This window comes from Nocardia otitidiscaviarum NBRC 14405 (assembly GCF_000308635.1).
Taxonomy (GTDB): Bacteria; Actinomycetota; Actinomycetes; order Mycobacteriales; family Mycobacteriaceae; genus Nocardia; species Nocardia otitidiscaviarum.
Map to the genome: position 1 here is coordinate 23,684 of NZ_BAGD01000276.1, position 26,331 is coordinate 50,014.

Genomic DNA, 26,331 nt, shown 5'->3' on the forward strand with positions numbered 1-26,331 from the left:
TGTCCGCCGCTGCGACGGTCCTACGATTCTCCAAAGCATGGGCAGGTGAGAGAATGACACTGCAATACTGGTTGCGCTGGTTGTCACTGCAGGGGGTGCCGCGGCTGGTGCTGCGCGTGCAGACGATGCGCGGCGACACCTTCGCCAAAATGATGGGGCCGCAGGGTATCTCGGATCCGCACCCGTTCATCGAGCACATCCGGGCGCAGGGCAGGCTGGTGAAGACTCCGCTGCCCTGGGCGACCTGTGACTATGAGCTGGCTCGAATGATTCTGCGGGACAGCAGGTTCGGCGTCCGCAGCTCCGCTCGCATCAAGATTCCGGCGATACTGCAGAAGTTCGCGAATCGCGTTCCACCACCGGCGAATCCGGCCGACCCGCCGGCCATGCTGCGGTTGAATCCACCGGAGCACACCAAGATGCGCAAGCCGGTGGTCTCGGCGTTCACCCCGCGCGCCGTCGGCAGGCTGCGCGATCGGGTGGAGACCGTCACCGAGGAACTGCTCGACGCCCTGCCCTCCGGCGGCTCGGTCGACCTGGTCGAGACCTTCGCCTCGCGCGTGCCCATCGCGATCATCTTCGAGATCCTCGGCATGCCGGACTCCGACCAGGACAAGTTCCTGTTCTGGGGCGAGGAGATGACGCCGATGCTGGACGTCGGCATCTCCTGGCCCCGGTACCACCGGGCCATGCGCGCGGCGCAGGAGTTGAACGACTACCTGGACCAGCACATCGATCGACTGCGGCGGGAACCGGGCGAGGACATCCTCAGCACTATGATCGCCAGCGGCGAATTGGATCATTACGCGCTCAAGGCCAATGCCAGCATCATCATCGGCGCCGGTTTCGAGACCACGGCCAATTTGATCGCCAGCGCCATCACCCTGCTGCTGCGACATCCCGAACAGTTGGACCGATTGCGCGCGGAACCGGAGCTGTGGCCCAATGCGGTCGAGGAGGTTTTGCGCTATGAGCCGCCGGTATTCATCACGGCTCGCCAGGCGCTCACCGATGTCGAATTGGCGGGGGTGCCGCTGCATACGGGCGATATGATCATGCTGTCCCTGGCCGGAGCCAATCGCGACCCCGCGGTATTCGACGATCCGCAGCGATTCGATATCACCCGTCCGAATGCCAAAGAGCACTTGGCGTTCAGCAGTGGCGTCCATTCCTGCTTCGGTGCCAATCTGGCCCGAATGGAGGCGGCGTACGCACTGCGGGCGCTGTTCGAGCGATTCCCGGATATGCAAGCGGCCGCTCCGCCGCGGCTCCGCCAGCAGCTCACATTCCGTGGTTACGGGAACGTGCCGGTCCGACTCGGGCGGCGTGCTGGTTCCCCTCGATCCGTCGCTGGCTGAATACATTTCGCGCGGCCGGTTAATTGCATTCCACCCGGCCGGGGGGATGTGGACGAAAAGTAATTCACATACGATTTCATCGGAAGCAGATCGTGATATCCGATCGATCCGCAGGTGAAATCTGCCGATAGGCGTGCTGTTACAAAGGCGAGGCTATTCGATGAATTCTGTTCACATCTCCCCGACCGATGCCATGCCGACCGAGCACGAGGGCATCGCCATCGTGGGGATCGGTTGCCGATTCCCGGGACACGTTCGCAATGTCGACGATTTCTGGCGACTCCTGCTCGACGAACGCGACGGCGTGCGCGAGGTTCCCGACGACCGGTGGACGGCGGCGGGCTTCTACGACCGGGATGCCGGACGGCCCGGACATATGCGGACCCGAACAGGCGGCTACATCGACGACGTCACCGCCTTCGACGCGCACTTCTTCGGCATCACGCCGACCGAGGCCGCCCGGATCGACCCGCAGCAGCGACTGTTCCTGGAGACGACCTGGGAAGCGCTGCAGGACGCGGGCATCGTCCCGGAACAGCTGGCCGGGACGAAGACCGCCGTGTACGCCGGGGTGTCCGGCCACGACTACGGCATCATCCAGCTCAACCCCGAGAACCGCTACCTCATCGGCGGCCACACCATGACCGGTGTCACGAACTGCATTGTGGCCAACCGTGTCTCGTACCTGCTCGACCTGCGCGGCCCCAGTATGACGGTGGACACCGCATGTTCGTCGTCCCTGGTCGCGATTCACCTGGCGTGCCGCAGCATCCGCTCCGGAGAGGCGTCGATGGCCATCGTCGGCGGCGTCAGCACCCTGCTGCTGCCCGAGGCGACCATCGGCTTCAGTCAGGGCACGTTCCTGTCGCCCGAGGGCCGGTGCAAATCGTTCAGCGAATCCGGTGACGGCTACATCCGCAGTGAGGGTTCGGGCACCGTCGTGCTCAAGCCGGTCGCCGCCGCCGTCGCCGACGGCGACCACATCTACGCGGTGATCCGCGGCAGCGCGACGAATCAGGACGGACGTACCAACGGCATGTCCGTGCCCAGCGAGGACGCGCAGGCACAGATGATCATCGACGCCTGCCGGGACGCGGGCGTCGCGCCCACCGATATCGGTTACATCGAGGCGCACGGGACGGGAACGCCCGTGGGCGACCCCATCGAGGCGCGGGCACTGGGAAAGGTGTTGGGAGCCGGGCGAAACGGCCAGGGCCCCTGCATTGTCGGCGCGGTGAAGTCGAATGTCGGCCACCTGGAGTCGGCGGCCGGGATGGTCGGCCTCGTCAAGGCCTGCCTGGTCGTCAAGAACGGTGAGATCCCCGCGAATCTGCATGCGGAGCATCCGAATCCGACCATCCCCTTCGCGGATTTGGGGCTGCGGCTGGCGACGGCCCGGCAGCCGTGGCCGAATGCCGGGCCGCGCCTGGCGGGGGTGAACTCGTTCGGCTTCGGCGGCTCCAATGCTCACGTGATCCTGGAGGGGCTGCCCGTCGACGGGGAACGCACCGATCCGGTCCGGGACAGCGCGGACGCCCCCGTGCTGTTCACGCTCAGCGCGAAGACCCCGGACGCGCTGCGGGCCTACGCCGACAGCTACGCCGAATTCCTGGAGCGGCCCGCCGCCGATCTGACCGCCATCGCCTCCGCACAGGCACGGACCCGCTCCCACCACGACCATCGGCTCGCCATGGTCTGCACCTCCACCGAGCAGCTGCGCGACGCCCTGCGCGATATGGCCCGTGGCTCCGCGCCCGAGGCGCTGCACAGCGGGGCGCGGTCTACCAAGACCTCCGGCGTGGCCTTCGTCTTCTCCGGCCAGGGACCGCAGTGGTGGGGCATGGCGCGCGAATTGCTGGGCCGGAGCCCGGTATTCCGGCAGACCGTGGAGCATGTAGACGCCGAACTGCGCAAACACGGCGACTGGAGCGTACTCGAGGAACTCGGCCGTGATGAGGCGGACAGCCGCATCGGTGAGACCTACATCGCGCAGCCCGCGGTGTTCGCGGTGCAGCTCGGCCTGGCGCGGCTGTGGCAGAGCTGGGGGATCGTCCCGTCGGCCGTGGTCGGACACAGCATCGGCGAGGTGGCCGCCGCCTGTGTGTCGGGGGCCTTGACCTTCGAGGACGCGGTGCGGGTCATCTTCCACCGCAGCCGGGTGCAGCAGCGCGCCTCGGGCAAGGGGAAGATGCTGGCTGTCGGCCTGCCCTCGCACGAGGCGGAGCGGCGCATCACCGGCTATCGCGGACGGGTGGAGGTCGCGGCGCTCAACGGCCCGGAATCGACCGCCCTGGCCGGTGACCCCGACGCGCTCGAGGAGATTCGGGTCGAACTGGAACGCGACCGTGTCTTCTGCCGCATGCTCCAGGTCAGCGTGGCCTTCCACAGCCACCACATGGATCCGCTGCGCGATGAGTTGCTGTCGTCGCTGTCCGGCCTCACCTCGGGTCCGGCCGAGATTCCGATGTATTCGACCGTGAGCGCGGACGTGGTGCCGACCGGCGGGCTCGACGCCGAATACTGGTGGCGCAATGTGCGCGAGCCGGTGCGCTTCGCGCCCACCATCGATCGGCTCATCGCCGACCAGCACCTGACCTTCGTCGAATTGGGACCGCACCCCATCCATTCCACCGCCATCGGCGAGCTGCTGGCCGGGCGGCAGGCCGAGGGCGTGGCGGTGGCGTCGCTGCACCGCAAGCAGAGCGATCGCGTCACCCTGCTGTCCTCGCTGGCGACGCTGTACACGAACGGATTCGATCCGGACTGGAATGCCGTGTACGACGGTGTCTCCGAACGTGTTCCGGTGCCGTTCTATCCGTGGCAGCGCGAAACCTATTGGCTGGAAACCCCGGTCTCACGGGAGAAGCGCTTCCCGTCGCTGGGCCATCCACTGGTGGGGGCTCGCAATCTCGCCGCCGACGACCCGGACAAGCACGTGTGGGAGTTCGTCATGGACACCGCCGTGTTCCCGTGGCTCGAGGACCATCGCGTCCAGGGGCCCATCGTCTTCCCCGGCGCCGGACACCTCGATCTGATCGTCGGCTGCGCCCAGGACGCGTTCGGTCCGGGTCGCTACTCCATCGAGAATGTCGAATTCCGGCGGCCGCTGTTCGTTTTCGATGACCGCCCGGCTCCGCTGGTCCAGGTGGTGTTGACCCCGTCGCTGCACTTCACCGTGTACAGCCTCCAGGACGGCGACAAGGATTGGGTCGCGCACTCGGTCGGGACGGTGCGCCGCGGCGCACCGGATACCGAACTGCCGGTACCGTTCGCGGAGTTCGGGGCGGACTGCCCGATCGAGTTCGAACCGGAGAAGGTGTTCGCGAAATTCCGGAACAACGGCCTGCAACTCGGACCGAGCTTCCGGGCCATCACCAAACTCCAGTACGGCGAGCTGCGTTCGCTCGGGCGCATCGACACCCCGGAGGCGTTGGCCGACGAGGCGCCGCGCCACACCATCCACCCGGCGCTGCTCGACGCGTGCTTCCAGTCGCTGTCCATCGCCATGGGCAATGATCCGAATACCGAGGACAAACACCTCTACATCCCGTTCGAGGTCAAGCGTTTCAGCTTCCACGCCAAGGCGGGCAGCCGCGTCTACTGCTACGGACGCGCACACGTCTTGGACGATCTCGCCTACTGCGAGGGCGATCTCTGGCTCGTCAACGAGGACGGCACGCTGGTGGCCGAATTCGAGGGCTTCAAGGGCAAGTCGATCACCCAGAGCACGGAGGACCGCGACGCACTGTTGCAGTGGCTCTACGAGTACCGGTGGCATCCGGCCCCGGTGCGCACGAAGACCCTGCTGCCCGCCGATTTCGTGCCCGCGGACGAGGCCCTGGGCGCGGCGGCCGCACCCGTCCTCGACGAGGTGCGGAACTGGTCGGTCAATCGCGACTACCACGCCGTGACCGAGGCGGAGATGAACCGCCTGTGTATGGCCTATGTGACCGAGGGCTTCCATCAGCTGGGCATGGACTTCACGCCGGGACGGCGCTTCACCCTCGATGAGATCGCCCGGGAGCTGGGCGTGCGCGACAAGCACCGCGACTACCTCGCTCGCCTGCTGGAACTGTGCACCCGGCACGGGATCACCGGTAAGGACGGGGAGGACTGGCGGATCGAACGGGTTCCCGCCCGGGTCGATACGGCCGCCGAGCTCGCCGCGCTGCGTGAACGGCATCCCGAATGCGAGGCCGAATATCTGGTGCTGGAGCGGTGCGGTCCCCAGCAGGCCGCCGTACTGCGCGACGAGGTCAATCCGATCGAGCTCATCTTCCCCGAGAGCGAGTTCCAATCGGTGGTCGATCTCTACGAGTCGTCGTTCTCCTTCGAGCGCTGCAATCGCACCGTCGCCGCACTGGTCGCGGAATGCGTGCGCGGGCTGCCGAGCGATCGGCCGGTGCGGGTGCTGGAGATCGGCGCGGGCACCGCGGGCACGACCGGGTGGATACTGTCCGAGTTGCCGGCCGACCGCGCGGAATACGTGTTCACCGATATCACCCAGCTGTTCCTGGGCAAGGCGCGGCAGCGGTTCGCCGACCACGACTTCGTGGACTACCGGATTCTCGATATCGAAACCGATATCGAGGAGCAGGGTTTCGATCCTCACTACTTCGACATCGTGGTGGCGGCGAACGTCCTGCACGCCACCGAGAAGCTGCGGACCACCCTGGACAATGTCACCCGGCTGCTCACCTCGCGCGGCCTGATGGTGATCGTCGAGGAGACGAATCCGCCGCACTGGGTCGATCTCACCTTCGGCATGACCGATGGGTGGTGGCGTTTCGCCGATCACGAGCTGCGCCCGGACTATCCCCTGATGTCGGAGGCCACCTGGCGGGAGTTCCTGCCCAGCGCGGGCTTCGAGCACGTGCAGATCTTCTCCGATATGACCGATCCGGAGCAGACCGGCTGCTCGGTCATCGTGGCGCGGACACCCGAGGTGGATCTCGAGCCGCATCAGCCGCGCGTCGAGCCGGGCGCGTGGGTGGTGCTGGCGGACGCCGACGGCGTTGCCGAACGGTATCTCGCTCTGCTCGGGGCGGCCGCCACGGACAGTGTCGTGGTCACCCGCGGCGACGCCTACGAACAGCTCGACACCCGCGCCTTCCGAGTGGACCCGACCAGCGGCGCGGATCTCGAACGCGTACTCGGGCAGGTCCGCGACCGCGCCGGGACCGTGGCCGGGGTGCTGCACCTGTGGAACCTGGACTTCGCCGCGACGGAACTCAGCACCGAGCTGCTGGCACAGGTGGAGAGCCACGCGGCCTACAGTGTCATCGCGCTGGCGCAGGCCGTCGAGAAGTTGGATCAGCCTGTGGCACCCCGCTTCTGGGTGGCCACGTCCGGGGGACCACTGGTGGAGCGGGCCGACAGCGTCGCGGTGTCACAGCTGCCGAGCTGGGGCATCCTCCGGGTGCTGCTGAGTGAACACAGCAGTCTGCGCGCGAAGATCATCGACTTCGATCCGGCCGCCACCGCCGAGCGTCGGGCCGCGCAGCTCTTCGATGAACTCCTGCACGTGCGGACCGCGGAGGAGGAGGTCGCCTACCGCGGGGACATTCGCTACACCGACCGCTTCGAGCATCTCTCGCTCGCCGAATTCGAGGCATCGGTCGCGACCCCCGCCCGGGTGTCGGACGAGATCTCCTTCGCCCTGTCCGTCCCGGCCGAGCCCGGTATCGAGGAATTGCGCTACGAGCGACAGGCGCGGCCCGAACTCGGCGCGACCGAGGTCGCCATCCGGCCGGAGGCGACCGGACTGAACTTCCGCGACATCATGCTGACCCTCGGCGCACTGTCGGAGGGAGCGACCTTCGGCGGGTTCTACGAGAGGAACCTCGGCGTGGAGTGCGCGGGCGTCGTCACGGCGGTCGGGTCCGAGGTCGAGGGCATCGTGGTCGGTGATCGCGTGATCGCCTTCGCCCGAGGCTGTTTCGGGTCGTCGGTGGTCACCGACGCGTCCCGCGTCTACCCGTCGCCGGAGCAGCTGTCGGCCGTCGAGGCCGCCACCCTGCCGATGGCCTATCTGACCGCGTGGTACGCGCTCATGGAAGTGGGCCGGTTGCGGGCGGGGGAGCGGGTGCTCGTGCATGCCGCCGCCGGTGGCGTCGGCCTGGCCGCGGTCCACATCGCCCATGCGGTCGGGGCGACCGTGCTGGCCACCGCGGGCAGCCCGGAGAAGCGGGACTACCTGCGCGGGCTGGGTGTGGCGGAGGTCTTCGACTCTCGTACCCTGGCCTTCGCCGACGAGATCCGGCAGCGCTGCGACGGCGTCGATCTTGTGCTGAATTCCCTTCAGGGCGAGACCATTCCGAAGAGTCTCGAACTGTTGCGCCCCCGGGGCCGATTCATCGAGATCGGCAAGAAGGACATCTACGACAACTACCAGCTGGGCCTGAAGCCGTTCGGCAACAACCTCAGCTACTCGGCCGTCGATATCGACCGGATGCTGCTGGAGGACCCGGCGCTGTGCCGGGAGTCCATGACCGCCGTGCTCGACCGCGTCGCGGCGGGAACGTTGCCAGCGCTGCCGCACACCGATTTCGGTGCCGCGGAGGTGGCGTCGGCGTTCCGCTACATGGCCACCGCCAAGCAGATCGGCAAGGTCGTCGTCGAATACGAGCCCGACAGCGAGGTCCTGGTCTATCCGACCGCGACCGACGCCGTCACCGTCGACGCCGACGGCACGTACCTGATCACCGGCGGTTACACGGGTTTCGGGCTGCGCACCGCCCAATGGCTGGTCGGCAACGGCGCGCGCACCGTGGTGCTGGTGGGCCGCCGGGCGCAGGTCGACGCGGAGAACGAGGGGCCCATCGCGGCCATGCGGGCGGCGGGTGCCACCGTGGTGCTCGAACGCGCCGACGTCTCGGTCGAGGCGGAGGTCGAGAGTCTGCTGGAACGGATCGCGTCGCTGCCGCCGCTGCGCGGGATCTACCACGCCGCCATGGTGATCGCGGACGGGCCGTTGGCCACCATGACCGAGGCGGACTTCCTGCGCGCGGTGCGGCCCAAGGTCGACGGCGCGTGGCATCTGCACCACCACACCCGGTCGCTGGATCTGGACGCCTTCGTCATGTTCTCCTCCATGAGCTGGAATGTGGGCACCCCGGGTCAGGCGAACTACGCCGCCGCCAACGGATTCCTGGAAGCCCTCGCACTGCACCGCCGGGAACTGGGCCTGCCCGCCCTGACGGTCAACTGGGGCGCCATCGCGGAGGTCGGATTCGTCGCCCGCAACAAGCTCGACACGCTCTCCTGGCTGGGCTGGACGCCGATCTCGCCCGACCACGCCCTGGACTTCATCGGCCGGTGCCAGGCCCAAGGTGTCAACCGCGCCAGCGTCTTCGGCGTGAACTGGGCGAAGATGAATCAGGTCATGCCGATCGTGCGCAGCTCGCCGCGACTGGCCCACCTCACCGCACAGACCACCGCCGGTGCCGCGGCAGCATTCGGCACCGAGGGGTTGCGGGCCGAACTGTTCGAGCTCCCGGAACCCGAGCGCGCGCCACGGCTGGTCACCGCACTGTCGCAACAGATCTCCCGGATCTTCGACATGCCGGTCGAGCGCCTCGCCCAGGACGTCGGGCTGACCGACCTCGGGATGGACTCGCTGATGGCGGGCCAGATCCGCAATATGCTGGCCAAACACCTCGAGATCGACTTCCCCACCATGGGTTTGATGCGCGGTCCGAGCATCGTCGAGCTCGCGGACGACGTGCTGGCCCAGCTCCTCGGCGAAACATCCGGGGCCGTGACTACTCCGGCCGTCCCGGCCACCGGCCCGGAGCGCTGGATCCGCACCGTGGTCGGCCGCTCCAACACCGCGTCGGTGCGCCTGTTCGCCCTGCCCTTCGTCGGCGGCGCGGCCTCGGTGTTCACCCCGTGGCCCAACCAGTTGCCGGAAACGGTGGAGGTGGTGGGAATCCAGTTCCCGGGCCGGGAGGACCGGATCGAGGACGTGCCGATCGACGCCATGCCGGAGTTCGTGGCGGAGCTGGCCGAGGCCATGCTGCCCTACCTGGACCGCACCTTCGTCGTCTACGGGCACAGCATGGGCGGACTGCTCGCCTACGAGCTCACCCGATACCTCGAACAGCAGTACAACGAGGTGCCGATGAAGCTCATCATCGGCGGCTGGCCCTCGCCGGTTCTGGTCGAGGACTACGTGCGAAACCTGAACCACGTTCGCGACGGCTTCGACCTGGCGAGCGAATCCGACAGCCGGGTGCTGGCGGTGCTGCGGGACAACAAGCTGCTCGACATCCCCGTCGAGGAGGAGGCGGCGATCATGCACTGGCTGCCCGCCATTCGCGCGGATCTGAAGATGCTGGGCGACTACCGGTTCCACAACGGCTACACGTTGCGCGCCCCGATCTCCGTGCTGCGCGGTGCGGACGATCCGGTGTTCGAGGAGTCGCAGTTGGAGGGCTGGGGCAAGTTGACCAGCGGTGGGTTCTCGCTCACCACGGTGCCCGGCGGGCATCTGTTCATCCAGAACGCGGATCCGCGGGTCATGCGGACCATCGCGGCGGAGCTGTCCGCGGAGGACGCGTTCCCGAGTTTCACGAGCCTGGTGGAAGGGCGCTGACATGACGAATCCGGCAAGAACGAATCCGGCCGAGCGGTACGACGTGGTGATATGCGGCGGTGGTCTGGCGGGGCTGACGCTGTCGAGACAGCTGAAGCGCGCCATGCCCGAGCTGTCGGTGCTGGTGGTGGAGCGCACGGCGGGCGATGTCATCCCCGACGGCGCCTACAAGGTGGGGGAGGCGACCGTCGAGGGCGGCGCGCACTATTTCACCGAACAGCTCGGCCTCGCCGGGCATTTCAATACCCGGCAACTGCACAAGCTCGGGCTGCGCATGTTCTTCGGCGACGCGCACGGTCCCTTCGAGGCGCGGCCCGAGCTGGGTGCCCGGCGGTTCCCGCGAGTGCCGTCGTACCAGATCGATCGCGGCATCTTCGAACGCGAACTGCGGCGCGGGGTAAGGGAACTCGGCGTCGACCTGGTCGAGCAGGCGAAGGTGGCCGATGTCGACCTGGCGACCGGCGAGGACGACCACGTCGTGCACATCGAGGTGCCCGGCGTGGGCGGCGATCGGGCCGTGCGGGCGCGGTTCGTGGCGGACGCGACCGGTCGGCGGCGGCTGCTGCAACGCAAGCTCGAGTTGGGCACCCCGAGTCCACACAAGATCAACGCCGTGTGGTGGCGGTTCCGCGGCGAATACGACGTCGAGCGGATGACCGACACCACCAGCCTCACCTGGCGGCCGAAAACCCAGGAGCGCCGGTGGTTCTCGACCAATCACCTGATGGGCTCCGGGTACTGGGTGTGGATGATCCCGCTGTCGTCGGGGAACACCAGCATCGGCATCGTGACCGACGAGCGCATCCACCCGTTCAGCAGCTATGCCACGGAAGCCAAAGCGCGGCAATGGCTCGACGAGTACGAGCCGACGTTGGCGACCTTCATCCGGGACGCCGAGCCCATCGACTTCCTGCGTATGCGCAATGCGAGTTACGGCTCGCGGCAGATCTTCTCGCATCACCGGTGGGCCTGCCTCGGTGAGGCGGCGGTCTTCCTCGACGCCTTCTACAGTCCCGGTTCGGATTTCATCGCCTACACCAACCACATCACCACGCGGCTCATCGAACTGGACCGTGCGGGCCGGCTCACGGCGGATGTCGCCGCGACCTACAACCGGCTCATGCTCGAGGATCTGTGGCCCAACTATCTGGCGATGTACCACGAGAACTATCCCAGTTTCGGCAGTGCGCCCGCCATGTTCACCAAGGTGATGTGGGATACCTCGTTCTACTGGGCGCTGCCGTCGTCGTTGCTGTTCCACGGACTGATCGCGAACGAGGACGCGGCGGCGGAGTTCCATCCCATCGCGACGAGATTCCAGGGCATCCAGCACCGCATGCAGGCGAATCTGCGGGCGTTCGCGGCGCAGGCCCCGCAGCCGGACAAGTACCTGTTCGTCGAGTACAGCAAGATACCCATCTGCGCTCAGCTGCATCTGGACCTGCTCACCGACAAGTCCGCCACCCAGGCGTTCCGCGATATGCGCCGCAATGTCGACCGCCTGGAGGCGTGGGCGGAGTCGTTCGAGCAGGAAGTCGGCAAACAGTACGACCTCCCCGTGCGGGAGCCCGCGGTGGCGGTCGCCGAATGACGGCGACGACAAGCGAGAGGAGCGGAATGTGACCCAGTTCCAGGATCGGGTGGCGATCATCACCGGTGGCAGCCGGGGCATCGGCAAGGCGCTGGCGCTGGCCCTGGCCGAGCGGGGCACCGATATCGTGATCGGCGCGAAGACGATGGAGGCCGGTGGGCGGTTGCCGGGCACCGTGCCCGAAACGGTCCGCGAGGTCGAACAGCGCGGTGCGCGGGCCCTGGGAGTGCGCTGTGACGTGCGCTCCGAGGCGGATCTGAAGAACCTGGTCGACCGGACCGTCGAGCGCTTCGGCCGGGTGGACTTCCTGGTGAACAATGCCGGGGCGATGTGGTTGCAGACGGTCGAGGGCACCCCGCACAAGCGGTACGACCTGGTGATGGCCATCAATGCCCGGGCGCCGTTCCTGCTCGCGCACCACTGCATTCCGCATATGCGCGAGGGCGGTTGGGGGCACATCGTCAATCTGAGCCCACCGCTGGATCCCGAGGGTATCCAGCACATGGGCGGCAAGGTGGCGTATATGTCGTCGAAGCTCAATGCCACCCTGCTGACGCTGGGGTTGGGCAAGGAGGTCGCGGCGGACGGCATCGCCTGCAATACGATCTGGACGCGCACGCTGATCGGGACGCTGGCGACGCAGAATCTCGGCATCGGCAGCCCCGAGGACTGGCGCACCGAGGACATCGTGGTGGACGCCATTCTGGCCGTGCTGGAACAGGATCCGGCGACCTTCACCGGCCACTCGCTGCTGGACGATGAGATTCTGGCGCGTTTCAAGGGCATCGAGGACCTGTCGCGGTACCGGTTCGTGCCGGACAAGGAACCGACGCCGATGACCTGGGAGCGTTGGGATCTCGTCGCCGAGGTCGCGCGGCAGCTCTACTTCCAGGCCATGGTCTCGGCCGACAAGGCGAAAGCGGCGGCACTGTCGGAGGGCGCCTGACGTGCCGACCCACCGCATCGGCTCGTACGCGGTCCTCGCCCGGGGGTTGCTCGAGGGCGCGGGCTCCAATCGGACGCTCGCGCTCGAGCTGGAACGGCGCGCCCGCACCCGGGCCGCGCATCCGTTCCTGCTGTACGCGGACCGGCGATTCGACTACGCCCACGCCAATCGCCTCGTCAACGCCATCGCGCACGCGTATCGGGCCGCGGGTCTGCGCAAGGGCGACGTGCTCGCCCTGATCATGGAGAATCGGCCGGAGTTCCTCTGGCACTACCTGGCGGCGGGCAAGCTCGGTGTCGTCGTGGCACTGGTCAATACGCAATCGCGCGGTGACGGGCTCGCGCACGCCCTGGCGGTGTGCGGTGCCCGGCGGGTGATCGTCGGCTCGGAGTGCCTGCCCGCCTTGCTGGCGATCCGGGATCGGCTGCCGGGCGAGCTGGTCGACGGCTGCTGGGTGGACCCGGACCCCGACGAGACCGACTGCGACACAGCGGGTCTGGCATTGTTCGAACCGAGCGAGACGGTCGCCGATCCGGTCGACACCGCCGGTCACGCCCTCGGTGATACCGGCGCGTACGTTTTCACCAGCGGCACGACGGGGCTGCCCAAGGCCGCCGTCATGAGCTATCAGCGGCTGACCAGCGTCGGGCGGGTGCTCGGTGCGCTGGCGTGGCGGCTGGAACCGGGGGATGTGGTGTACAACTGCCTGCCGCTGTTCCACACCCACGCCCTGGTGATCCCGCTGGCCAGCGTCCTCACCCACGGCTCGACCCTGGCGCTGGGCCGCCGGTTCTCCGCGAGCGGGTTCTGGCACGACATCCACCGTTTCGGGGCAACGGGTTTCAACTACATCGGTGAGATGTGCCGGTATCTGGTCAACACGCCGCCCGGCCCGTACGACGACCGGCACCGGGTGCGGGTGATCGTGGGCCAGGGGTTGCAGGCCGATATCTGGGCCACGCTCCAGGAACGGTTCGGCATCGGCCGAATCGTCGAGATGTACGCGTCCACCGAGGGGAATATCGCCACGCTCAACCTGTCCGGCACGGTCGGATCGGTCGGGAAGTTGCGCCTCGGCGGCACCCTCGCGCGATGGGATTTCGAGCGGGACGATTGCGTGCGTGAGCGCGGGCGTCTGGTGCGCTGCGGGCCGGGGGACGTCGGGATGCTGCTCGGGCCGATCCGCGAGCGCACCCCGTTCGCCGGGTATCGCGATCCCGAGGCGACCCGCGCCAAGATCGTCACCGACGCCTTTCGCGACGGCGACGCGTTGTTCGTCACGGGTGATCTGTTCCGCCTGGACGATCGGAAGAATCTGTTCTTCGTGGACCGGCTGGGTGACACCTTCCGGTACAAGGGCGAGAACGTCTCGACCACCGAGGTGCAGGAGCAGTTGGTGCGGTGCCCCGGCATCGCGGAGGCCATGGTGTACGGCGTACCGGTGCCCGGCCGTGAGGGGCGGGCCGGAATGGCGGCCATCGTCCTCGCCGAGGGAGCCCGTTTCGACGGCGCGGCGATCGCCGCGCGGTTGGACGCGGCCCTGCCATCGGCTGCGCGGCCGGTCTTCATTCGGGTATGCTCCTCACTGAAAACCACAGCGACACTTAAGGTTTCGAAACTGTCGCGACAGCGCGAGGGCTTTGCCCCGCAACCGGGGGAACCGGTCTACGTGCGTGACGGAACCGACCCCGCCTACGCGGAACTCACGCCGGAACGCTACGCCGCCTTTACCCGTGTTCAACACCAGACGCGATCGACACCATGAAGGAGCCGTCCATGAGCGATGACACCACGGTCACCGGCCACGACGAGATCATGAAGCACGCCCTCGCGCTGTTCGACCACCTACCGGTCCCGCCGGGGGTCGAACTGAAGCTGCCGCCGCCGTCCACCACGACCCTGGAGATGCGCTTCGAGGAATTCGTTCCCGGCAAGTCGCTGTCGGCCACGGTGACGGTGGCCGCGAAGTACGGAAATGTCATGGGGCTGCTGCAAGGCGGGTTCCTCGCCGCCATGTTCGACGATCTCATGGCGCCACTCGGCTACCTGACCGCGCGGAATCCGACGACGAGTATGGAGCTGACGACGCACTTCCTGCGCCCGGTATTCGTCGGTGAGCAGCTGACGCTGACCGCCACGGTGCGCAAGCGCGGTCAGTCGGTCATGTACATCGCCGCCGAGGCGGTCAACGCGAACGGCAAACTGGTGGCGACGGCCATGTCCACGATTCAGGTCATGTCCCTGTCGAAGTAAGCGGCGTCGAAGGAGACAGCTGCACCGCCATATTGTCGATCAGCCGGGTCGCGCCCACGCGCGCCGCCACCAGCAGGCGCGCGTCACCGTGGGCGGGTGCGGGGCCCAGCTCGGGGTCCCGCAGTTCCAGATATTCCACGGCCACCGCGGGATCGGCCGACAGCACCTTGTCGGCGGCGGCGAGTACCGCGTCGCCGCCCTCGGCCCCGGCCCGCACGCCCGCCGTGAGTGCGGCGGGCAGCACGACCGCCACCGCTCGCTCCCGGGCGCTCAGGTACCGGTTCCGAGACGACAGCGCCAGGCCGTCGGCCTCCCGCACGGTGGGCACCCCGACGATCTCGATCCCCATATCCAGGTCGGCGACCATCTCCCGGATGAGCACGAGTTGCTGGTAGTCCTTCTCGCCGAAGAACGCCGCATCCGGGCGGGTGATCAGCAACAGTTTCGCCACCACGGTCAGCATGCCGCCGAACAGCTGCGGCCGCGTCGCACCGCACAGCCGGCTGCCCGTCGGTCCGGGGCGCACCGTGGTGCGCCGTCCGTTCGGATACATCTCGCCCGCGGTCGGAGCGAAGACCACGCGGGTTCCGGTGCCGCGCAGCAGATGGAGATCGACCGCGAGCGTCCTGGGGTAGCGGTCGAAATCCTCACTCGGGCCGAACTGCAACGGGTTCACGAAGATGGAGACGACGACCTCGAAGCCGCGCTCGATCGCGGCCGCGATCAGGGACAGGTGGCCGTCGTGCAGCGCGCCCATGGTCGGCACGAGTGCGACGGGGCGACCCGCCGCCCGCAGAGCCCGGGAGGTCGCGACCATCTCGTCGACACGATGAACGACACGCACGGCTACCTCGTCAACTCGTCGGACATTCGCGGATGTGCCCGAACACGGTGATCGGGAGGGGCAGCGGCGGCCTCGGACGGTGCCGATGGTTCACAGGCTCCTCCGGGTGGTGGTGTGCCGGGTGTGCGGCGGCCCGACCGAGCGGATCGCCCGGGTGACGGCCGCCAGCGCCATGAGTCGCACGACATCGACATCGGCCTGGACCGAGCCTGTTGCGGCACAGATAAACCCATCGCCGTCGAAGCGTCCGTGCGGCGGTGTGAGGGCACGGGACAGGCCGTCGTGCGCGCCCTGTGCGACCGCCTGGCAGCCCAGCTTGTCCAGCCGGGCGTTGGTGACCACCACGCCGATCGTCGTGTGCATGCGTGCTCCCAGATCGATGTCGTGTAGCTGGGTGACCGCGTCCAATTCGATGTCCGCGGCGCCGTAATCGATATCGCCGTAGGCGTTCACCACGCACAGCGCGCCCACCACCACGTCGTCCCAGCGGTGCTCGGCATAGGTGAGCCCACCGGGGCGGCGTCCGCCGGGGCCGCGCCAATGCGCGGTGTACGCGCCCGCGCCCGCGCCGATCCGACCGGAGACGATCGGGAGTCCGGTGGCCGTGCGCGCCGCCTCGTATCCGTTCGCCGCGGTGGGCCGGGCCGCCGGATTCCCCACGGCCAAATCGAACAGCGCCAGGGTCGGCACGATGGGGACCGGCCCGCCGGGGGTGGGCACACCGCGCCCGCTCTCCTCGAGAAAGCGCATGACACCGTCGGCGGCGGCGAGACCGAAGGCGGAGCCGCCGGTGAGCACGGCGGCGTCCGCGCAGGGCACCATCTTGTCCGGCGCCAGCACATCCAGTTCGCGGCTGGCGGGCGCGCCGCCGCGCACCTCGCACGACGCGGTCGTGCCCTCGGGAAACAGGACGACGCTGCATCCCGTCTCACCGGTCGGATCGGTCCAATGTCCGACCCGCACATCGGGAATACCGATTGTCACAGTGACCTCACCTCAGTGCTGGGCGCCTGCGACAGGGACGAAGAAGTCGTCCGGCGTGGCCGGGAAACCCATTCGCGCCACCTCGGTCGGCACGGGTTGGTAGGGGAACAGCTGACGTTCGTTGTAGGCGAAGAGTTCCACGCCGTCGGGCCGCGCGGCATACAGGGACACGCTCGCCGTCCACTCCACCTCATCCGGACTCTCCGCAGCGAACGCCGCTGCGGTCTTGTGCGATTCGGTGGCCGTCGTGATGAATGGAGGCTGCACGGCGGAGTACGTGTACGCGGTCCAGGCCGGGCTGTGATAGTCCGGGCCCGGCTCGTCGGCACCGGTGTAGACCGACAGCCACGGCCCCCACGAGTCGAGACTCGCGGTAGGGGCGGGCAGCCGGGTGAGGCGGTCGATGAGCCGCTTGCCGAGCGCGCCGCCGTCCGTCGGTTCGGCGGTGGTCAGCAGGTGCGGAACACCCGGGGGGAGTGCCGTCGTCGTCACCGCGGGGCCGTCGACGGCGATCACCGTGGCGTCGTGGCCGTCCGCGATCAGCAGTCGGTAAGCGAGTGTGGCGGTGTCGGCGGGTGGCAGTTCCTCGACGAGATGTACCGCGTGCCGGGCGGATTCGGCGGTGGCGCACAGGATCGGCAGCGTCGTGACGGCTGCGGGCGCGGCGGTACCGGTGGTGAGCAGACGGCAGTAGACCCCGCTGCGGCGATTGAACGCGAGCCAGGTGCCGCCCTCGGCGTCGATGCCCCCGACGACGTCGGACAGGGCGTCGGGGTTCGGGGTTCGGCTCGCCGGAATGCGTTGGAGGAGTTCGGGATTGTCGTGCCAATGCGGACCGTACGAACAACGCGGGTGGAGGCCGAGTCTCCGGGCCGCCTCGAAACCATGTGGCCGATGCACGGGTTGCTCATGCGACTCGATGGCGAGGAAACGCGCGGCCTTGTCGTCGAGAAGAAATACGCAGGTACACATCGGCCATCCACCTCGTCATGCGGTCCGCCCCACTCCCATCGGTGCGAGGGTACCCCGATCGCGACCCCGTTCGATTCCCCCGGTCAGGGGGATGTCCTTGTGCCGCAAGGAGATTAGGATTTCGCGCATGACCACAGCGGTGGAAGACCACGGCGGATCGGTCGTGGGGGAGCCGAACGATCCGAGTCCGACCGAGATCGAGTTCCGGCAATGGCGGGCGTTGAGCTCCGATGCGGGCGCCGAATTCTATGCGCGGGTCACGGCCGAGGACGCGGTATTCGCGGTGCCCTCACCGCATGCCACGCTGACCCGGCGCAGCGTTCTCGACGCGGTGGCCGCGGCTCCGCGTATCGAGACGTATCAGATTCTCGAATTCCATGAGCGCGCGCTGGGACCCGACGCGTTTCTGGTGTTCTACGAGATGTATCAGAAGCGGGTCGGCCTGGACGGAATCTACGCCGCGATCTCGACCGTCTACGTGCGGCGCGACGGACGCTGGCTGATGCAGTACCACCAGCAGACGCCGCTGCAGCGTGGATCCACCGGGAGCGTGCGGTGATGAACGGCGAATTCGATGTCCTCATCCTCGGTTCCGGGCTGTCCGGCAGTACGCTGGCGCTGTGCCTGCAAGCGGCCGGGCTGCGCACCTGCATGGTCGACGCCAAGCGGCATCCCCGATTCGCGATCGGCGAATCCACCATCCCGAACACCTCCAAGCTCTACACCTTGATGAGCGTCAAATACGGTGTGCCGGAACTGGCGGCGCTGTCGTCGTTCGACGATCTGATCGAACGCGTCGGCACCTGCGGTATGAAGGACAATTTCGGCTTCGTCTACCACGACAAGCGCGCCGATCCCGCCAAGGTGCACCAGTTCCCGCTGTCGGAGATCGTGTCGACCGAATCCCATCTGTATCGCGCGGACGTCGACCACTGGCTGGCCTGCCGGGCACGGGACCGCGGCGCGGCGCTGTTGGAGGGGGTCCCGACGCGCTCGATCGAGGTGACCGAGCGCGGCGTGCACTTCGAAGGTGTCGACGGGACGCGGATCTCGGCCGACTACGTGGTCGACGCCACCGGTCGAGGTTCGTACCTGGCCGACGCTTTCGGCCTGCGCACCACCGAGGGGCTGCGCACCAAGTCGAAATCCATCTTCACGCATATGACCGGCGTCATCCCCTTCGACGAGGTGACGACCATCCGCGCCCCGCGGCGGTGGCACACGGGGACACTGCACCACGTCTTCGACGGCGGCTGGATGTGGGTCATTCCCTTCGACAACAGCGTCCGGTCCGCGAATCCCCGGTGCAGCGTGGGCATCTGCTGGCGGATCGACAACGGCGACGAATCTCCGATGCCGAACCCGCAGCGGGCCTTCGCCACCTTCCTCGCCGACCATCCCGATATCGCGCGGCAGTTCGAGCACGCGCGTGTCGAGCGGGAGTGGACGAGCACCGGCAGACTCCAGTACACGGCGACCCGGACGGTCGGCGCGCGCTGGTGCCTGACCTCCAATGCCGCGGGCTTCATCGATCCGCTGTTCTCGCGCGGCATGCAGAACACGGCCATGGTCGTCGACCGGTTGGCGGAACGGCTGATCAATCGTTTCGCGGCGGGTTTCGTGCCGGAGGTCTTCGAGGACATCGACGCGTTGCAGGCCGGCCTGATCGAGGAGAACGACTTCCTGGTGTCGGGCGCGTTCCGCTCGTTCGCCGCCTTCGACCTGTGGAATGCCTGGTTCCGGGTGTGGCAGGTCAATCAGGTGACCGGGACCATGCGAACCGAACAGCAACTGCGCACGGTGTCCCAGCTCGTCGCGGCCGACGGCGGCGGGTCGTCGGTGCTACGGCCGGGTTGCGCGCCGGGTTCCCGGGTCGACGGTTTCATCGACGCCTTCTACAGTCGAGCTGACCGGATCATCGAGTCGTACTGGAACTGGGAGATCAGTATGGAGACCGCCGCGCGCGAATTCCGCACCCTGTTCGCCGATGTCGACTTCGTGCCACCGTCTTTCGGACTGACCGACATGTCGCAGCCCTTCTTCGATATCGACGCCGACAAGGTGGCGCAGGCCGTCGCCTGGGCGCGCGGCGCCCGCCCCGGCATTCGGGAGCTGTATCTCGGTGGGCTACCGGCCGAGGCCGATGCGGAACGCTCGGGTGTGGTCGCGTCCTGATGTCCGGCGACAGATCGCCGTTCGGCACTGACGCGTCGGGAGTCGTATCGGGGTTCGTCAACGGGCTCTTGCGGTTCGACCGGTCCATGGTGTGGTCGCTGGACGAGGTGGACGACGAGGTCGCGGGCGCACCCGTGGTCGTCGTGCTGCGCGCCTACCAGTATCTGCTGGGCGGCGTGCTCCCGCCGGACGATGTCCGCGCGGCGCTGGGCCGGATCGATCCCGCCGCCATCCGCCCGTGGGAGGCGGCGCACCTCGAGGTCGTGCGGTTGTTGCTGAACCGCGCCTATCGGGCGGCCAGCGCTCGACTGCTCGCCATCTCGGCCGAGTTCCCGACGGATGAACTGGCGCTCGCCGCCGGGCACCAGGTCGACTTCCTGTCTGGATCGACGCGGATCATGCTGTCCCGCTTGACATCCAGCCCGCTGCTGGTCGAGGGCGCGAGCGCGGCCCACCCCTATCTGCTGGCCATGCTCGCCTTCGCCTACGGCGAGAACGACGCCTACGCCGACGCGGCCGCCGCCGGGGAGCGCGCGTTGGAGCTGGCCCCGGTCGACAATCCCTGGGCCGTACACGCCTGTGCGCATATCTATTTCGAGCGGCGCGACTACGGCGCGGTCGGGGGGCTGCTCGGTGCGACGACCGGTCACTGGAGCGCGCAGCGGTGCCTGTTGCGGACGCATCTGACCTGGCATCGCGCCCTCGCCTCGATGGCGGTCGCCGACCGGGACGGGCTGGCCGAACTGGTGGCCGAGATCCTCGGCACGGTCGCCGGTCCGTCCTCGGCGATGCAGTTCTGTGACGCGGTATCCCTGCTGTGGCGACTGCGATTGGCGGGCATCGCCGGGCCGGACGATTTCGACGCCCTGGCGCACCGGGCGGTGGAGATACGGGCCAGCTCCAACTCCGCGTTCGTCGATCTGCACACCCTGCTCGCGCTCGTTGGAGCGGACCGCCACGAGTTGGCCCGCCGGATCGCCGCGGAGATAGCGGAGGACCGCGCCGGGAGCGCGGATGACATGGTGCGACCGCGCCATACGGCGATACGGGTGGCGGAGAGCTTCGTGGAGTATTGCGGTGCGAACCCGGAATCGGCTGTGCGGGGGTTGATATCGGTGCTGCCGGAGGTTGTCGCACTGGGCGGCAGTATGATTCAGCGCGATCTGGTGCTGGAACTGCTGGTCAACTGTGCTCACAGCGGTGGCGCCGACCTGCTGATACCGTCCGGGGCCCGGGTCGGGACACGCCCGCTGGTCACCTGTCGCGTCGCCTGATTTGACCCGGCTTCCACCCCCCCCTGTTCGGGGGTATGTGGGTCTATGGTGGGTCGCTTAGACTTCCTCGGTAGCGGGTCGTGATCTTCGATCAGAACAATTCCGACCGCCTGTTGAACGCATCTCCGCGGATAGAGATTCAACAGAAGTTCGTGCCATGACGACGCTGTCGAGGCTTATCCGATCACGCCCGGGGGGGCTCGGAACGAGGGCGTACGCACATGGGAGGACACAGTTTTGGAGCATCCGACGCCGATCGTCCCGGCACCTTTCATCCGCACCGAGCTCGGAGGCTGATATGCAGCTAACTCGTGGATCAGGGCTGGAAACCCGGATATGCCCCAATATCAGCGTCGTCACCGGAGCGCGGTTGTCGTCGCAGACCCGGCGCACCCTGGTCGTCGCATCCGAATTCCCGTTCGTACATGACGATTTCGAGCGCGCGGTGGCATCGGTCACCAATCTGACGCTCGCTGGGAGATCGACCTGCGGCGAAGTCGTGGAGCAGGTGGTGCGCTGTCGCCCCGATATCGTCCTGCTCGATGCGTCGGTGGAGGTGCCACGCGACCTGCCCGCCCTCGTCCGTCGACTGCGCGCACTGGATCACCCGCCGCTCATCGCGCTACTGGTGGCACGCGGCGTCCCCCGCTCCGCGACCGAGCATCCGGATGTCCTGCTGGCGGCCGACTTCGGCCCACCCGCGGTACTGCACGCGCTGAAGCTGGTGGCCACCGGCGTCATGGTCGCCGCCGCCCCACCGCATCGCACCCCACTCACCCCCGCCATAGCGGACCCCGATGCGCGTCGACGTCTGGCGACCCTGACCGAACGCGAGCGTGAGATCCTGCTGCTGATCGTCGACGGTCTGTCCAATCGCGAGGTCGGCGCTCGCCTGTTCATCAGCCCGGATACGGTGAAGGACCACGTCAGCCGCATCCTCACCAAACTCGGTGTGGCCAGCCGGATCGAGGCCGCCGTGGTGGCCGTCCGCGCGAATCTGTGCCGTGCGACCGGCCTGGACGCCACCGGGACGCGCGGCCGCGGCCGCGGCGGGCGGGCGGTGCGCGCCGTGGCCAGCCGAGCGTGAGGAACGGCCGTGCCCAGTCTGCTGCAGATAGCCACCCACTTCTTCCTGCAGGTGGCCGTGATCCTGGTGACCTATCGCCTGCTCTGGCACGTGTTCCGGCGGCTCGGACAGGTGCAGGTGGTCGCGATCATGGTCGCCGGATTCGTGCTCGGACCGTCCGTACTGGGCTGGATCTGGCCGTCGGCCCAGCACTGGCTGTTTCCGACCACCCTGGAGGGCACCTCGATCACGCATCCCAACCTGGTCGCCATCTACGTGGTCGGCCAGCTCGGGCTGGTGCTCTACATGTTCCTGGTGGGAGCGTCCTTCAAACTGGACATCCTCGGCGCACATCTGCGTCAGGCCGGGGCCACATCGGCCGCGGGCGTGGCGGTGCCGCTGCTGCTGGGCGGGCTGGTCGGCTGGTGGCTGGTCGGGCAGGGCGGCTACTTCACCGAGCGGGCCGCCGGGTGGCAGGGTGCGCTGTTCGTGGCCTCCGCCGTCGCGATCACGGCGTTTCCCATGCTGGCGTGGATCGTGCACGATTCCGGACTGCTGCACACCCGGCTCGGCACCATGTCGCTGTCGTGCGCGGCCGTGGACGACGCGTGCGCGTGGGTGCTGTTGGCGACGGTGGTCGCCACCGCCAAGGACGAGATGAGCGGTGCGTTGATCACCGCGGTCGGGGCGCTGGGCTACCTGCTGTTCATGGTGTACGTGGCGCGGCGCTGGCTGGCCCGACTGAACACCTGGACCCCGCGCGACGGCGCTGCGCAGGTGGGCGGTCTGCCGATCGCGCACCTGTCGGTCATCCTGATCGTGGTGCTGCTGGCGGCCTGGTTCACCGACTGGATCGGTATCTATTCGGTGTTCGGCGCGTTCGTCGCCGGTGCGGTGATGCCGCGTGGCGAACTGCTGGACCGGGTGCGGGAACGGCTGGAACCGTTGGTGTCCTACCTGCTGCTGCCCGGCTTCTTCATCTACTCCGGGCTGAACACCGAACTCGGCCTGATCTTCGCCCCCGAGGTGCTGCTGATGGCCGCGCTGGTCCTGGTGGTGTCGTTCGCCGGGAAGTTCGGGGCCGTCGGGTTGGCCGCGCGGTGGCAGGGTATGGGGTGGCGCGAAGCGGCGGCCATGGGCGCGCTGGCCAATGCGCGCGGGCTCATGGAACTGATCCTGCTCAATATCGGCCTGAGCGCGGGCCTCATCACCGGCGAGCTGTACACGATCCTCGCCCTGATGGCGATTGTCACCACCTTCCTGTCCACCCCGGTCCTGCGCCTGATCGAACGCAATATTCGAAGGAATGGAAGGACTTTCGGACCGGACGGCGAGGAACCGTTGCCTCCGGCGCTACCCGACGGCCGCGCCGCGGTCGCTCCCACCTGATCCGCCGGTCAGGAACAGCCGTGCCGCGACCGCATAGGTCAGCGCATACCGCTTCAGGTCGCGCACGGCCACCCACTCGTCGGCCATATGCGCGATCCACTTGCCGCCCGGCCCGTACACCACACTCGGAACCCCGCCGTGCGCGGTGAGAATGGTGCCGTCGGTGGTGCCCGGTACGCCGCCGAGGCGGGGCCGGACGCCATTGACGATCTCGTGTCCGGCGATCAGGGCGGTGACCAGCGGGCCGTCCGGATCGGTTGCGACCCAGGGGCGATCGTCGATCACGGTGACCGCCGATCCGACCCCACACCCCCGCGCCGCGGCGTCGACGCACCGATCGATCCGTTTCGACAGCACCTCGTGGTCCACGCCGGGCACCGTCCGGATATCGAGGAACAGTGAGCTGCTGCCCGGAATCGTATTGATCTGATCCGCGGTCCCCGCCAGTGCCACCGTGGGCGTGATGGACGGCGCGCCCAGCGGCGGTCGACCGCCCACCTCTCGCACCAACCGGCACTCGAGATCCTGGAGGCCGAGCACCGCCCGGGCCAATGCGGGCAGGGTGTTCCGTCCCTGCCACGGTATCGCCCCATGGCTCATCACCCCCGTGAAATCCACCCTGAGCCGCATCGCTCCCTTCGACACCGGGCACACCTCGTCGCCCTCGGGCTCACCGCAGATCACCCCGTCGACATCGCGAACGAACCCCTGCGCCACAGCGGCTTTCGCACCCGTCATCATCCCCTCTTCGTCGGCGAGCAGCAGCAGGCGCACCCGACCGGGAAAGGGCCCGGACAGTTGCAGCGCCCGCACCGCGTACAGCATCGCCGCGACACCGGATTTCATATCCGCGGCACCCCGCCCGTACAGCCTGCCGTCCCTGATCTCGCCGCCGAAGGGATCGACACTCCACTGCCCGACGTCCCCCTCCGCCACCACATCCACATGCCCCTCGAAGGCCAGCATCGGCCCTTCCCCACCGCCCCCATCCACCGTCACCACGATGTTCGGCCGCCCCTCCGCCTCGAAAAGCGTGGCACTCCACCCCCATTCCCGCATCGTGGCGAGCAACAGATTCGCGACGGCCCGTTCTCCCCGCCCCTCCTCCCGTGGCGTGTATCTCCGCACCAGTCGTCGCGTGAACTCGATGAGTTCCCGCTCGTCGATCGCGGCCGTCAAGGCGTCGATGTCCACGATTACCCCCTCGGAGGGTCGGCGTCCGCGTGCGCCGGACGGTACGCGCTGATCCCGTACCGCGCGCCGTAGCGGACTGTGGGGCAGGGTTTTACGAATCCTCGCCGACACTTCGGGGCACCGGGCATCCCCCGATCGGGTGGAGCATCCGGGTGGCAGTCCGCGCGCGGCGTCGAGTGCGATGGCGACCACCACGGCGGCCACCGGTCACGGGAATGGTGACATGGCCGCCTCCGCTGAGTGGTAATCGGAACGATTCGGCTCGCCCCGGGTGGCTGTCACGGTAGAAACCCCAGCACGACCAGACGATGACGCTGCCGCACAGCGCCAGAATCGCCAGCAGAGCCCATGCGTCCCACGCCATCTCGGCCTCCATTCGTCGGCAAGTGGGAACTCAGGGTGGTCGTGCGCGCTGGTTGGGCCGTCGAGGTGGCGAATATTTACGAAAGTGGGGTGAATGCCCGCCGCCCGTCCTGGGACGGTCCTACGCTATTTCCCAGAATGGGAACGGAGCTGGACCGATGCGGGCCAAGGGGGCCGGACGTGTCTGAGGACCATGGCGTTGGATCGACCCTGCCGCGGCGTCAGCTCGGGCGGGCGCTGCGTGAGGCTCGCGAGGGTATGGGGCTATCCCTCGAGCAAGCCGCGAAGCTCATGGAGTGGGGCAAATCCACACTGGGGCGGCTGGAGAAGGGGCAGGCCGAACGAGTCCGGGTCCGGGAGATCGATGATCTCTGCCAGATCTACGGTCTGCCGGACGAGCAGACCGGCGTGCTGAAGACTCTTGCCACCCAGGCCAGTACACGATCATGGTGGTATTCCTTCACCGATCTGATCGCGGCGGGCTTCAACACCTATCTCGGCTTGGAGGCGGGAGCCGCCCGGCTTTCCTTCTATCAGCCGCTGGTAGTGCCCGGCCTATTGCAGACAGCCGAATACGCTCGTGCCATGGACCGGGTGTACTTCCCGGACGACGACGACATCGAGAGCGACCGCCGGATCGAACTCCGCATCCGCCGCCAAGCCGTACTCGCGCGCAAGCGAAGCCCCGCCGTCGCCGATGTCATCGTGCACGAGAACGTTCTTCGCACCGTGGTCGGTTCGCCGAGAGTCATGGCCGCTCAGCTGCGGCGGCTGGCGGACATCGGCACCACGGACAATGTCTCCGTACGCGTACTGCCGTTCCATGCCGGACTGCCACTCGGTGTCGGCATGTCCCCGTTCGTGATCCTCGACTTCGCTCCCACCGCTCGCGGGGACGTCGAACCCACGGTGGTGTTCGCGGAAAACTACACGGGCGGAATGTACTTCGAAGACGTTTCCGATGTCGCCCGCTATCGCGCGGCACATCGCACTCTCGGCGCGGCCGCACTGCCGGTGCTGCCCAGCCGTTCCCTATTGCGAGAGACCGCAAGGAGATTCGACAGTGAACAGTGAACTACCGGGTGCGAGATGGTTCAAGTCGAGCCACTCCGGAGGCGGTCAGGAATGCGTGGAGGTCGCGTTCCTCGGCGTGGGAGGTGACCGGGTCGGGGTCCGAGACTCCAAGAACCCGACCGGCCCGGCGCTCGTCTTCGACGCCTTCTGCTGGGATGCGTTCGTGGGTGCGGTCCGGTCCGGGCGGCTCGATCAACCATGAGCTGGCCGACCCGGTTGCCACCCGGTTCCGAACGCGGGTGGCAACACCGG

At 67.8% G+C, this 26,331-nt stretch carries 17 protein-coding genes; 13 read left to right on the top strand and 4 right to left on the bottom strand.

From position 1 onward, the window contains the following. The first annotated feature begins 53 nt into the window (after nucleotides 1-53). The 6 genes from ON31_RS31375 to ON31_RS31400 all read left to right on the top strand — a co-directional run bounded on the left by ON31_RS31375 (nucleotide 54) and on the right by ON31_RS31400 (nucleotide 14,744). Entirely contained in the window at nucleotides 54-1,358 is a 1,305-nt protein-coding gene (locus ON31_RS31375) for a cytochrome P450 (protein ID WP_039818802.1), read from the top strand. Nucleotides 1,359-1,518: 160 nt separating this feature from the next. Beyond that, the gene (locus ON31_RS31380) at nucleotides 1,519-9,954 is read left to right on the top strand and encodes a type I polyketide synthase (RefSeq protein ID WP_081592877.1); all 8,436 of its coding nucleotides are present in this window, start codon (nucleotides 1,519-1,521) and stop codon (nucleotides 9,952-9,954) included. 1 nt (nucleotide 9,955) lies between these two features. Continuing rightward, complete coding sequence (locus ON31_RS31385) at nucleotides 9,956-11,545, top strand: NAD(P)/FAD-dependent oxidoreductase (protein WP_051038097.1); 1,590 nt, start codon at nucleotides 9,956-9,958, stop codon at nucleotides 11,543-11,545. Nucleotides 11,546-11,573: 28 nt separating this feature from the next. Then, nucleotides 11,574-12,491: an SDR family oxidoreductase gene (locus tag ON31_RS31390; RefSeq protein WP_051038098.1), complete on the top strand. Its 918-nt coding sequence runs from the start codon at nucleotides 11,574-11,576 to the stop codon at nucleotides 12,489-12,491. A gap of 1 nt (nucleotide 12,492) precedes the next feature. Continuing rightward, complete coding sequence (locus tag ON31_RS31395) at nucleotides 12,493-14,256, top strand: long-chain-acyl-CoA synthetase (RefSeq protein WP_051038100.1); 1,764 nt, start codon at nucleotides 12,493-12,495, stop codon at nucleotides 14,254-14,256. Nucleotides 14,257-14,267: 11 nt separating this feature from the next. Next, a complete protein-coding gene (locus tag ON31_RS31400) occupies nucleotides 14,268-14,744 on the top strand; it encodes a PaaI family thioesterase (protein WP_157533823.1) in 477 nt (158 codons plus the stop codon). Here ON31_RS31400 and panC read toward each other — a convergent pair. From panC to ON31_RS31415, 3 genes are all read right to left on the bottom strand, one after another. Beyond that, on the bottom strand, nucleotides 14,725-15,588 hold the full coding sequence (gene panC, locus ON31_RS31405; protein ID WP_255222339.1) for a pantoate--beta-alanine ligase: 864 nt from the start codon (nucleotides 15,586-15,588) through the stop codon (nucleotides 14,725-14,727). The two genes, ON31_RS31400 and panC, sit on opposite strands and share 20 nt — an antisense overlap. A gap of 90 nt (nucleotides 15,589-15,678) precedes the next feature. Then, nucleotides 15,679-16,572 (bottom strand): P1 family peptidase, encoded by an 894-nt coding sequence (locus ON31_RS31410; RefSeq protein WP_039818805.1) that lies wholly within the window; start codon nucleotides 16,570-16,572, stop codon nucleotides 15,679-15,681. A 12-nt stretch (nucleotides 16,573-16,584) separates the two neighbouring features. After that, nucleotides 16,585-17,544, bottom strand: coding sequence for an NRDE family protein (locus ON31_RS31415; protein WP_039818806.1), 960 nt, complete (start codon nucleotides 17,542-17,544; stop codon nucleotides 16,585-16,587). 127 nt (nucleotides 17,545-17,671) lie between these two features. On the opposite strand from ON31_RS31415, the gene ON31_RS31420 reads away from it, so the two are divergent. The 5 genes from ON31_RS31420 to ON31_RS31440 all read left to right on the top strand — a co-directional run bounded on the left by ON31_RS31420 (nucleotide 17,672) and on the right by ON31_RS31440 (nucleotide 23,448). Then, nucleotides 17,672-18,103: a nuclear transport factor 2 family protein gene (locus ON31_RS31420; protein WP_039818807.1), complete on the top strand. Its 432-nt coding sequence runs from the start codon at nucleotides 17,672-17,674 to the stop codon at nucleotides 18,101-18,103. Next, the gene (locus ON31_RS31425) at nucleotides 18,103-19,719 is read left to right on the top strand and encodes an NAD(P)/FAD-dependent oxidoreductase (RefSeq protein ID WP_051038104.1); all 1,617 of its coding nucleotides are present in this window, start codon (nucleotides 18,103-18,105) and stop codon (nucleotides 19,717-19,719) included. The genes ON31_RS31420 and ON31_RS31425 overlap by 1 nt, the downstream gene beginning before the upstream one ends. Continuing rightward, complete coding sequence (locus ON31_RS31430) at nucleotides 19,719-20,993, top strand: tetratricopeptide repeat protein (RefSeq protein ID WP_039818809.1); 1,275 nt, start codon at nucleotides 19,719-19,721, stop codon at nucleotides 20,991-20,993. Before ON31_RS31425 ends, ON31_RS31430 begins: the two co-directional genes overlap by 1 nt. A 298-nt stretch (nucleotides 20,994-21,291) precedes the next feature. Beyond that, nucleotides 21,292-22,080, top strand: coding sequence for a LuxR C-terminal-related transcriptional regulator (locus ON31_RS31435; protein WP_157533825.1), 789 nt, complete (start codon nucleotides 21,292-21,294; stop codon nucleotides 22,078-22,080). Nucleotides 22,081-22,089: 9 nt separating this feature from the next. Next, nucleotides 22,090-23,448: a cation:proton antiporter gene (locus tag ON31_RS31440; protein ID WP_039818811.1), complete on the top strand. Its 1,359-nt coding sequence runs from the start codon at nucleotides 22,090-22,092 to the stop codon at nucleotides 23,446-23,448. Here the strand turns inward: ON31_RS31440 and ON31_RS31445 are convergent. Then, a complete protein-coding gene (locus tag ON31_RS31445) occupies nucleotides 23,413-24,642 on the bottom strand; it encodes a M20 family metallopeptidase (RefSeq protein ID WP_039818812.1) in 1,230 nt (409 codons plus the stop codon). The genes ON31_RS31440 and ON31_RS31445 overlap by 36 nt on opposite strands. A 543-nt stretch (nucleotides 24,643-25,185) precedes the next feature. Here ON31_RS31445 and ON31_RS31450 point away from each other — a divergent pair. Continuing rightward, nucleotides 25,186-26,079, top strand: a complete 894-nt coding sequence (locus tag ON31_RS31450; RefSeq protein WP_039818813.1) for a helix-turn-helix domain-containing protein — start codon at nucleotides 25,186-25,188, stop codon at nucleotides 26,077-26,079. Further along, nucleotides 26,069-26,281 carry a DUF397 domain-containing protein gene (locus ON31_RS31455; protein ID WP_039818814.1) on the top strand — a complete coding sequence of 71 codons (213 nt, stop codon included), beginning with the start codon at nucleotides 26,069-26,071 and terminating at the stop codon, nucleotides 26,279-26,281. Before ON31_RS31450 ends, ON31_RS31455 begins: the two co-directional genes overlap by 11 nt. Nucleotides 26,282-26,331 lie beyond the last annotated feature (50 nt).

Bases quoted from the DNA above. Each gene is read 5' to 3' on its own strand.
- ON31_RS31375 (WP_039818802.1), top strand. From the start codon at position 54: ATGACACTGCAATACTGGTTGCGCTGGTTGTCACTGCAGGGGGTGCCG.
- ON31_RS31380 (WP_081592877.1), top strand. From the start codon at position 1,519: ATGAATTCTGTTCACATCTCCCCGACCGATGCCATGCCGACCGAGCAC.
- ON31_RS31385 (WP_051038097.1), top strand. From the start codon at position 9,956: ATGACGAATCCGGCAAGAACGAATCCGGCCGAGCGGTACGACGTGGTG.
- ON31_RS31400 (WP_157533823.1), top strand. From the start codon at position 14,268: ATGAGCGATGACACCACGGTCACCGGCCACGACGAGATCATGAAGCAC.
- ON31_RS31415 (WP_039818806.1), bottom strand. From the start codon at position 17,544: ATGTGTACCTGCGTATTTCTTCTCGACGACAAGGCCGCGCGTTTCCTC.
- ON31_RS31420 (WP_039818807.1), top strand. From the start codon at position 17,672: ATGACCACAGCGGTGGAAGACCACGGCGGATCGGTCGTGGGGGAGCCG.
- ON31_RS31425 (WP_051038104.1), top strand. From the start codon at position 18,103: ATGAACGGCGAATTCGATGTCCTCATCCTCGGTTCCGGGCTGTCCGGC.
- ON31_RS31430 (WP_039818809.1), top strand. From the start codon at position 19,719: ATGTCCGGCGACAGATCGCCGTTCGGCACTGACGCGTCGGGAGTCGTA.
- ON31_RS31435 (WP_157533825.1), top strand. From the start codon at position 21,292: ATGCAGCTAACTCGTGGATCAGGGCTGGAAACCCGGATATGCCCCAAT.